Annotated in this window: 11 protein-coding genes; 3 read left to right on the forward strand and 8 right to left on the reverse strand. The window is 43.3% G+C overall.

Annotated elements, in window-relative coordinates; all coding sequences use genetic code 11:
* Positions 1-169: 169 nt before the first annotated feature.
* The 3 genes from B4240_RS09905 to B4240_RS09915 form a co-directional block, all read right to left on the reverse strand.
* Positions 170-1,324 (reverse strand): RNA-guided endonuclease InsQ/TnpB family protein, encoded by a 1,155-nt coding sequence (locus tag B4240_RS09905; RefSeq protein ID WP_296238826.1) that lies wholly within the window; start codon positions 1,322-1,324, stop codon positions 170-172.
* Positions 1,321-1,932, reverse strand: coding sequence for an IS607 family transposase (locus tag B4240_RS09910; protein WP_296238827.1), 612 nt, complete (start codon positions 1,930-1,932; stop codon positions 1,321-1,323). The genes B4240_RS09905 and B4240_RS09910 overlap by 4 nt, the downstream gene beginning before the upstream one ends.
* A gap of 347 nt (positions 1,933-2,279) precedes the next feature.
* Positions 2,280-4,019 carry a glutamine--tRNA ligase/YqeY domain fusion protein gene (locus tag B4240_RS09915; protein ID WP_296238829.1) on the reverse strand — a complete coding sequence of 580 codons (1,740 nt, stop codon included), beginning with the start codon at positions 4,017-4,019 and terminating at the stop codon, positions 2,280-2,282.
* 282 nt (positions 4,020-4,301) lie between these two features.
* On the opposite strand from B4240_RS09915, the gene B4240_RS09920 reads away from it, so the two are divergent.
* Together B4240_RS09920 and B4240_RS09925 are read left to right on the forward strand one after the other, a co-directional pair.
* Entirely contained in the window at positions 4,302-4,808 is a 507-nt protein-coding gene (locus B4240_RS09920; RefSeq protein WP_296238918.1) for a peptidylprolyl isomerase, read from the forward strand.
* A gap of 77 nt (positions 4,809-4,885) precedes the next feature.
* Complete coding sequence (locus B4240_RS09925; RefSeq protein ID WP_296238831.1) at positions 4,886-5,728, forward strand: UDP-2,3-diacylglucosamine diphosphatase; 843 nt, start codon at positions 4,886-4,888, stop codon at positions 5,726-5,728.
* A 133-nt stretch (positions 5,729-5,861) separates the two neighbouring features.
* Here B4240_RS09925 and B4240_RS09930 read toward each other — a convergent pair whose 3' ends face one another.
* The 5 genes from B4240_RS09930 to surE all read right to left on the reverse strand — a co-directional run bounded on the left by B4240_RS09930 (position 5,862) and on the right by surE (position 10,867).
* Positions 5,862-7,178, reverse strand: a complete 1,317-nt coding sequence (locus B4240_RS09930) for a lytic murein transglycosylase (RefSeq protein WP_296238832.1) — start codon at positions 7,176-7,178, stop codon at positions 5,862-5,864.
* Positions 7,179-7,352: 174 nt separating this feature from the next.
* On the reverse strand, positions 7,353-8,507 hold the full coding sequence (gene tnpB / locus B4240_RS09935) for an IS200/IS605 family element RNA-guided endonuclease TnpB (RefSeq protein ID WP_296238835.1): 1,155 nt from the start codon (positions 8,505-8,507) through the stop codon (positions 7,353-7,355).
* Positions 8,507-8,902, reverse strand: a complete 396-nt coding sequence (tnpA, locus tag B4240_RS09940) for an IS200/IS605 family transposase (protein ID WP_296238837.1) — start codon at positions 8,900-8,902, stop codon at positions 8,507-8,509. The genes tnpB and tnpA overlap by 1 nt, the downstream gene beginning before the upstream one ends.
* A 128-nt stretch (positions 8,903-9,030) precedes the next feature.
* A complete protein-coding gene (locus B4240_RS09945; RefSeq protein ID WP_296238838.1) occupies positions 9,031-9,837 on the reverse strand; it encodes a peptidoglycan DD-metalloendopeptidase family protein in 807 nt (268 codons plus the stop codon).
* A 217-nt stretch (positions 9,838-10,054) separates the two neighbouring features.
* Positions 10,055-10,867, reverse strand: coding sequence for a 5'/3'-nucleotidase SurE (surE, locus tag B4240_RS09950; RefSeq protein ID WP_296238840.1), 813 nt, complete (start codon positions 10,865-10,867; stop codon positions 10,055-10,057).
* A 545-nt stretch (positions 10,868-11,412) separates the two neighbouring features.
* On the opposite strand from surE, the gene B4240_RS09955 reads away from it, so the two are divergent.
* Positions 11,413-11,760 carry an MCR_0457 family protein gene (locus B4240_RS09955; RefSeq protein ID WP_296238842.1) on the forward strand — a complete coding sequence of 116 codons (348 nt, stop codon included), beginning with the start codon at positions 11,413-11,415 and terminating at the stop codon, positions 11,758-11,760.
* The last annotated feature ends 416 nt before the right edge of the window (positions 11,761-12,176 follow it).

The following is a 12,176-nucleotide window of genomic DNA, read 5'->3' on the forward strand; positions in this document are numbered from 1 at the left end:
TGCCGTTCCAAAAATCTTACTCAAACCTAGCCAATATTGACTATTAGATAGGTTTGACGTTTTCTTTCTGCTTCATTGTCACGCGCTATTTCTCATTTGAGATTTAGACTGACCACGACTCCACAGACTTTTTTAATTGGCGATGGAACTCACCGTCCAATAAACAGGATTATGCAGCTGTTAAAATAACAGTCGCGTTATTTAAAATATTGATGCTGGCGTTGAGGTCACGGTCATGAGAAACCTGACAGTTAGGGCACAACCACTCACGCATTTTCAATGTTAGCTCATCTTTACCAAGGATATGATTGCAGTTTGAACAGGTTTTTGAGCTTGGGTAGAAGGGTCCGACTGATTTCACAACCTTGCCTTGCTCAGTGGCTTTGTAGATAAGCTGTCGCTTAAACTCAAAGAAACCCAAGTCACTGATAGCTCTTGATAGCCGCCTGTTCTTAACCATACCTTTGACATTCAAATCCTCAATCGCAATCACATCGAACTCATTAACCAGACTTGTTGTGATTTGATGGAGAGAATCTTGCCTAATACACCTGATCTTATAGTGCAAACGAGAGAGCTTGGTTTTCGCTTTTTCTCTGTTTTTACTGCCTTTTTTAGTGCGACTGAGCGCTTTGTTTAGCGTTCTTAGTTTTTTAAGGTTTGCTTGAAGTGGTTTTGGCGCTTTAATTTTAGTGCCGTCTGATAAAACCAGTAAGTCGGTAATACCAAGATCAACACCAACGCTTTTACCTGTCTTTTTAGTAGGAATTACAGCTTTTTGTATTTCAACAGCCACACTAACAAACCACTTACCGCCACGTTTAGAGATGGTGGCTGACATGATCTTGCCGTCAAAACGTAAAGCTTCTTTTAAGCGAACCCAGCCCAAGTTTGGGATACGAATGGATTTACCTTTAATGGCAAATTGGTCGTTGGATAAACTGAATCTATCGTCACGGCCTTTTTTACGAGCGGTTGGGTATTTCGCTAAGCCTTTAAAGAAGTTGTTATAAGCATCACCCAACTGCATGATTGCCGCCTGCGGAGCGCATTTGGTCACTTTCAGCATATAGGGGAATAATTCACGCTTAATGGCGTTCAATTCGCGTCTGAGCTTCGCCTGTGAGGGCTTGTTTAGATTTTTAGTATCAACCTCAACGCCTGCGGCCAAACACGCATCACGGTACGCTTTGTCAAGCGCATACTGCCGCTGCCACTCATGCAAAGCCCAGTTGTAGGCTTTTCTCGCCACGCCACAAGCACGAGCAAGGTGATTTGCCTGTACGTTGTTTGGCTTGAGTTCGATAATGTGTCCACGGATCATAATGCTTTTTTAACCGCCTCTATTAATTGTTGGTTTTTCTTGCTGCGAGAGCCGTATAGCCTCGCTGAAAATACGGTGATAATCTCCAATACATCTTGGGCTAATTCTTGCTCAAAACTCAACTCTTCACCTTGATTGATTATTACCACTTCAACGTCACGAGCCTCACACAACATGAAAACCAGTTCTGCACCAAATCGTAAAAGCCTGTCTTTATGGGTAATTACCAGCCGTTCAATTTTATTACTCAGTATGTCATCAAGCAGGTTTTTTAAGCCTGTCTTTTTATAATTCATTCCACTACCAAGATCGGTAATCGTCTCAAAAGTCCAGCCTTGCCTGGCACAATAAAGTTCCAAAACTTGAGACTGGCGAAGTAAGTCGTCTTTTTGATCACGACTCGACACACGAGCATAAGCAATGGTTTTTCGGTCTAATTTAGGTGGTGTATTCAAGGAATGCGGTCTGATTTCACTTAAATCATATCGCCTATGCCCGTTTTCGGTTCGCTTGGCGACTAACGTACCATCCTCATCCCAACGTCTTAATGTGGATTGAGCAACCCCGAAATGTTTGGCAGCCTCCCCAATACTAACCAGTTTCCCCATAACTTGCTCTCTATATTATAGATATAATCTATCTATAATATAGTAATAAATAGGTAGGTTTGTATATGTTTTATTTAACTGTTTGCAACCCTCACCCTCTATTATTAAAATCCATACTTATACAAAAAAGCCCATCCCTAGCGTACTAGAAATGGGCGAATTTGCAAACTACTATTGTTCAGTAATGTCTTAAATACTGGTTCAAAACAGAATCGATAAATCAATAACGATGTGCGCCTGATATAAATTTTCCTTGCTTGCTGTTATCACAGAGGCTACGAAAAATTCATCTCAGCCGCACTGTATCGTTAATGTGAGTTCACTATAGTAGAACCAGTAGCCATAATTTAAGCCGGCTTATAGCTATCACGTAAGCTCACGATTTGATTAAATACGGGCTTGTCACTGCTGTGATCTTTACTATCGGCAATAAAGTAGCCCTCACGCTCAAACTGAAAGCGCGTACCAGCATCTGCATTTGCCAATGACGGCTCAACCACGGCATCGAGCTCAGTCAATGAATTAGGATTTAGGGCTTGATGGACGTCGGCAACGCTGCCTGGATCTTCAGCACTAAATAGTTGCTCATACATACGCACGGTCGCGGGCACGCCTTGGCTTGCTGATACCCAATGAATCACACCTTTAACCTTACGGCCTTCAGGGTTGTTGCCTAGGGTTGCCGGATCAATCGTTGCTTTAAGCTCAACCACATTGCCTGCGTCATCTAGCACATGCTCGGTCACTGCCAAGACATAGGTATTACGCAGGCGAATCTCATTTTTTTCTGGCGACAAGCGCTTATAACCTGCTGGCGGTTCAATCTCATAATCGCCTTGGTCAATATAAAGGGTTTCGGTAAACGGAATCTCGCGCTCGCCCATATCGACATTTGGATGGTTTGGCTGCGTGAGCCATAAAGTCTGTGCGTTCTCATCCCAGCGCGCATTGACGCTATCGGCTTTTTGTGACTCCCAACTGCTAACCGCATCGCTAAAGTTGGTAATCGTTACTTTTAACGGCTTAAGCACCGCCATCCCGCGCGCCGTCGTCGTCTCTAGCGACTGACGAATGCTAAATTCTAACAGGCGAAAATCAACGACGCTGTCCACTTTGGTTACGCCAACACGCTCACTAAAGTCGCGTAAACCCTCAGGCGTATAGCCACGGCGACGCATGCCAGCGATGGTCGGCATACGCGGATCATCCCAACCGCTAACGATACCTTCGTCGACCAGCTGCTTTAATTTGCGTTTACTGGTCAATGTATAATCAACATTTAGGCGGCTAAACTCGTATTGATGCGGCGGTACATCAAAGCCAATTTTTTCAACAACCCAATCATAAAAGGGACGATGATCCTCAAACTCTAAGGTACACAGTGAATGAGTAATGCCTTCGAGCGCATCAGAGAGCGGATGGGCAAAATCATACATTGGATAAATACACCATTTATCACCCGTTTGATGATGAGCTTGATGCATCACGCGGTAAATGACCGGGTCACGCATGTTCATATTTGGGCTTGCCATATCAATCTTGGCACGCAGCACCGCTTGTCCTTCGGCAAACTTGCCTTCTTTCATGTCATTAAAAAGCTTTAAGTTTTCTTCGACACTGGCATCACGCTGCGGCGAAGGCGTGCCAGCTTCATTAAATGAACCACGGTTATCGCGGATTTGCTCAGGCGTTTGCAAGTCTACATAAGCATCGCCTTGTTCAATCAATTGCACGGCCCACGCATACAACTGATCAAAGTAGCTTGACGCATGGTGTGCATTCCCTGCCCATTCAAAGCCAAGCCATTTCACATCATTTTCAATATTGTCAATGTAATCTTGCTTTTCTGCGGTTGGGTTGGTGTCATCAAAGCGCAGATTACAAACACCGCCAAATTCTTTAGCCACGCCAAAGTTTAGGCAAATAGATTTGACATGACCTAGATGCAAGTAGCCGTTTGGCTCTGGCGGAAAACGCGTCACGATTTGCGGGTATTTTTGCGCCTTGACATCGTCGCGAATGATATTACGAATAAAATCGTTTTTTTGTTCGTCTTTTTGTACATTATTGCTTGAGTGCTCACTCATTACTCATTGCTCCTAGCGCAAATTTTCAGTGTATAACGCGCGTCATTACGCTTTATAGAAGGTTCAAATTAATAAAGTTAAAATAATCAATCAAAAATCGCTGATAAAAGATAAAGTTGCGTTATTCTATCAGCTTTTGCAAAGGCATTAACAGCCTGATACATGACAGACGACAAAAAAGCCGTTAGACTAGCCATAACTTTTTAGTCACCAACTTTTCAGCCACCACTTAACAGCGTCATTTTAGGCGCTATAATTAAAAAGGAATATCACATGGTAGACATGCCACCAGTAGTCGAACTTGACACCAACATGGGTGCGATCGTTATCGAACTCAATGAAGAAAAAGCGCCAAAAACGGTCGAAAACTTTTTAAACTATGTCAAATCTGGTCATTACGACGGTACGATTTTTCATCGCATTATCGACGGCTTTATGATTCAAGGCGGCGGCATGGACGCTGATATGAAAGAAAAAGCAACCAACGCGCCCATTGAAAACGAAGCGGACAATGGCTTAAAAAATGATAAAGGCACCATTGCAATGGCGCGTACGCAAGACCCGCATTCAGCGACCAGCCAGTTTTTTATTAACGTGAAAGACAACGACTTCCTAAACCACACTGGCAAAAACATGCAAGGTTGGGGCTACACCGTATTTGGTAAAGTCACCAGCGGTATGGACGTCATCGACAAAATGCGCAGCGTTCCTACTGGTCGCTTTGGCATGCATGCTGACGTGCCAAAAGAGCCAGTGGTGATTAACTCAGCGACTATCGTTTCTCAGTAATCTTTTCTTTATGAAAAGATAGTTACCAAATAAGCGTGCTTAACAAAGCTTATGAGACGTCACGAGGATAAAGATACATGCAAACCTTTAATCATTTAATCACGACCTGCCCTCATGAGGTGCGACAAGTTTTGATTAGCGATTTGCATTTATCGCCCGAGGAGCCTGCCCTAGTGCAGGCTTTTTTGGCACTGCTTGATGATTGCCTTGCTCTGCCTCAGCTTAAACGCTTATTTATCTTAGGCGATTGGTTTGAAGTATGGATTGGCGATGATGCTTATTTATCATTGTCAGAAAACGCGCGCCGTACGCACTGGCTCACCCCGCTTATCGTTAAATTAAAAAAACTACGAGTAGCTGGCTGTGAGATATTGGTCATGCATGGCAACCGTGATTTTCTCTTAGGGCAACCATTTTGCAGTCTATTCGGCGGCGAGCTGATTTATGAGCCGTATACGTTAACCGTCGGACAGCAAAATTATCGCTTGGAACACGGTGATGCGTTGTGTACTGATGATAAAAAATATCAGTTTTTTCGCAAAATGATGCGCAACCGTTTGACCCAGTGGTATTTGCTCAGTAAATCTTTAGAGAAACGCTTAGCGATAGCCGATAAAATGCGCCAAAAAAGCCAGCAAAATAACGCCAATAAAGCCGCTTATATCATGGATGTCAATGATAATGCGGTGCTACAAGCCATAACGAATAGCGATGCCTTACTACATGGGCATACCCATCGTCCAGATATACATCAAGCGACGACAGATAAAAAACGCTACGTGCTTGGGGATTGGCGCTTGTTAAATAAGGATGCACGCCAGCCAAAAGTCAGCGCGGTGATTGGCGCGGTGACGGCAGATAAATATTTAGATGATAATAGTGCTGAGTTTGGGTTGGTTGAGTTTAATATCACTATCTAAACTGCGGCGTATTTAAAAAAACCACCAATAAAAAACTCCGTCATTAACGGAGTTTTTTTATTCATCAATGTCATTATTTTTTAAACAACCGCCTAAAATAATGGTTATCCAAAAACAGCGACTTTAATTTATCTCACCATCCCGCCAGTGAAGACGCTGTGCGTTGGGTAATAAAGCCGTCTGGGGTTTGGCCATTGTCCGCTTGCCAGCGCTGGAACGCTTTACGAGTATTGGTACCGACGATACCGTCAGCGCCTTTAGTATCATAACCCATGCTGGTCAAACGCTGCTGTAAGTTACGTACTTGTGCGGTCGATAATGGTCGCTCATAGCGCGGCCATGATTTTTGTAAGCCGCCTTGCCCGGCAATGGCTTTACCCAACAAGCTGACGCCGAGCGCATAGTTTGATGAGTTGTTATAAACCTTGATGACATCGAAATTTGGGCTAAGTAACAGGACTGGACCATCTTTACCCGCAGGCAGCCACAGCTCCATTTCGGTATTGGCATCCAAATAGACATCGGCTATGGTATCAACGCCCATTGCCGCCCATCTAGCAGCAGGCTGCTTGGTGCCAACCGTTGAATAATCAAAAGAAGCTGGCACTGTCGCTTCATAAAATGGCGCAAGTCCACGCACCCACCCTGAATTGCTCAGATAATTGGCCGTAGACGCCAAGGCATCGCTCGTTGACCATGGGTTACGGTGACCATTACCGTCACCATCAACGCCGTGCTTCAGCCACGTATCAGGGATAAACTGCGTCTGTCCCATGCCGCCCGCCCAAGAACCATCAAGCTGTGACCAAGAGACATCACCGCGCTGCAATAATGTCGCTAAAGACAATAGCTGAGTTTCAGCAAACTCTTGGCGGCGACCATCATAAGCAAGGCTGGCAAGTGAGCTTGGGATACTGCTATTGCCAGTGACAGCGCCATACGACGATTCCATACCCCAAATCGCGGCGATGATTTCTGCATTGACGCCATACTGCGATTCTAACTGCGATAAAAACGCCCGTTGCTCAGCAAATTTGCGCTTACCCATGCTCACGCGCCCATCTGATACGGCAGAATCGGCATATTCCCACGGCATCTTAGAAAATTCTGGCTGTCCTGAATCCAGCGAGATGACTTGCTGGTTTAAGTAAGCGTAATCAAGCAAACGGCGCACCGTTGAGGCATCATGACCCGCTGCAATCGCGCGCATAGAAAAATCAGACTTCCAATCAGAAAAACTGTTATAGCTTGGCTTGGCGACGGGCTGCGGCTTGACGACTGGCACGGGCGCTGGCTTTACCTGAATGGTTTGGGTTTGGGTAATTTGCACATTACCTTGGCGCACAGGTTTACTCGGCTTTTGCATCGCCTGCTGACTGGTACAGCCGACCATGATTAAGGCTGGAAACAAGGCAGAAAACCCAGCAAGGTATTGTTTTTTTAATAACATAAAATTCTCAAATATCAATAAGTAAAGTAGCCGAGCAATTAAAAGCGACTAATAGCAACTAAAAAATAACAGCAATGTAACGTCATGAACTACCCACTACCTAAAGAGGTAGGGGTTTCTTAGGTAATACCCATACTTGATACGGTATCGTGTATCAGTGGTTAGGTAAGTTTACTAAGCTAACCCTGTCGCACCGACAGTTTTTGATTGTTTAGCCAGTATCAATCCTTGATGTAAGATATTGATACTAGCGTTGAGGTCGCGGTCATTTTTCTGCAAACAATTTGGACAATTCCACGTTCTGACCGATAGCGGTAATTCAGCTTTGGTCAGTAGGTGATTGCAGTTTGAGCAGGTTTTAGAGGACGGATACCATCGGTCTATTTTCACTAGCGTTTTACCGTACCATTCCGCTTTGTAGCTCAGCATAGTAGTGAATGACGACCATGAGCTGTCACTGATTGCCTTTGCAAGTTTGCGGTTTTTAACCATACCTTTGATGTTCAAATCCTCAATAGCAATAACATCGTGGTTTTTGATGATATTGAATGAAAGTTTGTGTAGAAAGTCGCGGCGGCGGTTGGTTATTTTTTCATAGACTCTAGCCACTTTAAGTTTTTGCTTCTGATAATTACGGCTCTCTGACAGCTTGCGTTGATCCGCTTTAGCAACTTCTCTACGTTTGGCTAAAATCTTTTGTTCACGCGTAAGCTTGTCTTGCAACTTCGATAAAAACTTAGGATTGGCAACTTTCGTACCGCTTGATAAGACGATAAAGTGGGTCAATCCTAAATCAATGCCGATGTTTGATTGGGTTTTTGGTAGTGGCTTAGTGATAGTTTCAACCAGTAGGCTGACAAAATATTTACCTGACGGAGTGCGGCTGATGGTCGCACTCTTGATCAAGCCGTTGATTTTATCGGAGAACTTGGCGGTGATATGACCAATCTTAGGCAGTTTAACAGTGTTGGCTGTTATCGCCACAGTGCCTTTTTGGTTGTTGGTGGTGTAACTGTCTTTAACGCCTTTCTTTTTGAAGTTAGGAAAACCTGTGCCTTGTTTGAAAAAGGTGTTATAGGCAGCTCTTAGGTTTTGCTGCACATTAGCCAGTGCCAAGCTATCAACTTCCTTTAACCATTCAAATTCTTTTTTATACTGAGCAGGAGTGTTATTTAGAGCGGTCTTTGTGGTTTTGTAGTGTTCTATTTTGTCACCAAGCATCTTATTCCAAATAAAACGACTACAGCCAAACGACTTAGCAAAGAATATCTGCTGATCCTCATTTGGATATAATCTAACTTTATAAGCCTTAAGGATTTGCTTAGTCATTATTTACCTTGATCAATGATATATTGCTTAATAACTTCAAGAGGTGCGCCACCAGTCGTGATTAGGCAGAATGATTGCGACCAAAATCTATCTTCCCAAAGCTTGGTTTTAATCTTAGGAAATTCTTTTTTTAATAAGCGACTGCTTGCTGATTTGTAGGTATTAATAAATTTACTAATTTCTGTCTTAGGGTGTGCCTTGAATAAGATATGGACATGATCTTTATCGTGATTCCACTCAATGACCTCAATTTTATAGTCAGGTGCAATACGCTCAAAAATAGCTTTTGCCCTGTCTGATACTTTGTCATCAAAAACTTGTCTGCGGTATTTAGTGACTAAAATTAGATGATAATTCAGCGAAAATACTGAATGGGAATTAGTATCTAAAAGCATTTGATTACAAGACCTTCACATAAATAGACTGAATTATTTATTTATCATATAATAATAATTATACAAGGTCAAACGCATTCATCCCACTACCTTAGAGGTAGGGGATTTCTGCGGTAAAATGTTAAAATTTAGCGCCCTAGCACCGCACGCGGGTCGATAGGATTACCGTTTAAGCGCACTTGAAATTCCAAGCCAACTTGATTGGTTTCGCCGCTGCTCCCCATATTTGCAATACGCTGACCGCGCTCTACCGCCTCGCCTTCTCTGACCAATAGCGCACTGTTGTGCGCGTAAGCAGTAATATAGTTATCGCTATGACGAATCATAATTAGGTTGCCATACTCGGGCAGTCCGTTTCCTGCATAAAGCACAGTGCCTGATTGGCTAGCAAGAACGGGATCGCCAACATTTCCTGCAAACCACATTCCCATGTTGCCGGTGGTAGCATCAAAGTTACGGATCACTTGGTTACGGCTTGGATACTCATAACCTGAGGTTGCGTTAGCCGTCACTTCATAGACGGGAGGTTGTGAATAATTTGGGGTGCTGGTCACAGGCGGCGTATAGGTTGGCTGCGGTCGTGTCTGTGCAGGCGCAGGTGCATTGTAACGATTATTATTGGTAGCCCGTACAGGCTCACCTTGCCATAATTTGAGCCATTGGCCAGTATAAATCGTATATTTGCTATCTAAACCATTTAGCGCGCCGATTTGACGATAATTTAGACCATAGCGCTCGGCAATTTGGCTGACGGTATCACCGCGCTGTACATGATGATAATTGGGAACGCCTTGTCCGTTGGTGATAATCCTAGGTCCTTGATTTGGGCCTTGATAAGTGGGCTTGGTGGCACAGCCGGCCAGCGTCAATGTTGCTGCTAACGTACCCATCAAGGCCACTGTTGCCATGTGCGATCCAGCAATAAGCTTCTTCATACAGATTTCCTATTCTTTACGTTACTCACAAACTCCTTGTGTTACTCACAAGCATTTTGCTAACTGTTATACCGTTTAATATTTCGCCAATAGTCATTAACAAATGAACAGTCAATGGCTTAATGACGCTTTTGTGTCTATTTGCTCATACCGACATGTTTATAATTTGCGATTATTTATAAGTTACGTTTATGGCTACTCACTTATAAAACCAACCTTACAAAACCAGCGCCGAAAGTGCTTCTAATGCTGTGTCTGGCGTATGATGCAGGCGCACAGGCGACACACTAATATACCCTGCTGCCACCACTTGGTCATCCGTCATCTTTACAATTGATGAGTCAATGCTTTTACTTTCTGCTGATAACTCTTGTTGGCGTTTGCGTAGCGATAACCAGTAGGCATCACGCCCACGCGGGTCAACCATATGATGGACAGGACGCGCTATCTGACTATGACCGAGCGCCGTTATTTTTCGACCTTTAATCGCAGCAGCACTTTTAACATCAGGAATATTAACGTTTAATACATGATAGGGCAAATTTTTGCAAGCATCTAATATCGGTGTATCCGTCAAGAGTTTGACTATCTCATTTGCCGCCATTTGATAATGGCCGACCTGCTCTTGCCCTTCACCGTTAACGCCGCCGCCCACTAAGGAAGTGGCAATTGCTGGTATGCCAAAAAGTTGTGCGGTCAAAGCGGCACCAAAGGTACCCGAAAATAAAACGTCCTGCCCGAGATTGGCACCTGAGTTGATGCCCGTAATTACCCAGTCAAAACTCGCATGACGATAGAGTTCATGTAATGCCAAGTAAATGCAATCAGCGGGCGAACCATTCACCGCAATAAAACCAGAATCGAGCTTGTGCGTATATAACGGTGCTGAGATACTCAAAGCACTTGCAGAGCCGCTTTGCTCATTACTTGGCGCGACCACCACGACCTCTGCGATAGTAGACAATGCCTGATAAAGTGCTAATAATCCTGGAGCGTGTACCCCATCATCACTACTCATTAAAATTTTCATGGTTGCTCAATTTTGCTTAAATCCGTTATTAGTGACCGTCTGTCCACTTTTCTACTTTCTTATCGTAAAACCGCTATAATCACGCCTGCCGATACCAAGACAATGATTATAGCGCGTGAGATTTTGGGCGATTATACCCTACTAGCAACCAAAGACGAACCCAGCCTTTTGATTAAATCGCCTTAACGCTTGTTTTTATTAGCAATTTTTTGGCAGTAATAAGTACTTTTTAGCATAAAAATATAGCGTTGAGGTTACAGTGGGCAACAAGCGACAACATTAATAATTGATACTTTTATGTTGAGGTAACGTAGCTCGATATAATGCTGATATGTTGCTGGAAACCCGGCTCGGCTCACAATATATCTACACACAAATCAATATTTTATGTGACTTTTGTTTTTTTACCGATTAACATAGCACCATCAAACAAAGATAAGCGAGTGTAATACTGAATGAAAAATCAATCGATATTATCTATAGCTTCTGTGCTAGCAAAGACCGCGTCAAAGGTGGGTCTTGCAGGACTGATAACGTCTATTGCTATGCTGTCTCAAGCGACCCAAGCCGCGTCCAATTCGTCGACGACTATTCCACTAGATTTATCAGGTGTCAATATCACCAAGCATGAGATTGCTGTGATGCAAGTGCTATCAGAGATTTGTCCGCCGATGTTAAATGGCAAACAAAAACAGCGCTTTTATAAATCTTACAACGTTCAGCTTCATGAATTGATGCCGTCGTTAGAAGACCCAAAAGCTGCCATTCAATATCTGTCTACCCAGCAGGATTACCGTCAAATCTTACAAGGCATCCGCAGTTGGACGATGGGCTTCTCAAAGCAAGAAAACAGAGCCTTGTGTGAAGATTTGGCCAATGCTGAATATCATTAATCAGCATGGATAAAGCAGTCGTTGTTTTACCGTTATTTGACCATAACAAACTATTGAATATAATAAACTCTAGCTTCTAGTCAGCGCAAAAAATCACCCTTACTATTAACGATAATAAAATACGGGATGTTTTTACGTTGTAGATGCTGGATTGACCTAGCATAATCCGCTTGCTGTATCGTCTGCTCTCAATGGACGCTACAGCAAGCTTTTTTGTGCTTATAAAAAAATAGCTATAAATCCATTTTTTCATTAGGGCTTATTTTATTTTATTTATCATTTCCCCATCGGTCGGCATTTTGCTAAGATAAGGCGTTAATTTTATGTCCATCGCTCAGTCGTCAAGGCTTTCAGCAAAGATCTGTTCTGACGCTTCAATTTTCAGCGTTTTATGAAAGATTAACCATGAGATTTGG

This window comes from Psychrobacter sp. UBA5136 (genome assembly GCF_002414005.1).
Lineage (GTDB): Bacteria > Pseudomonadota > Gammaproteobacteria > Pseudomonadales > Moraxellaceae > Psychrobacter.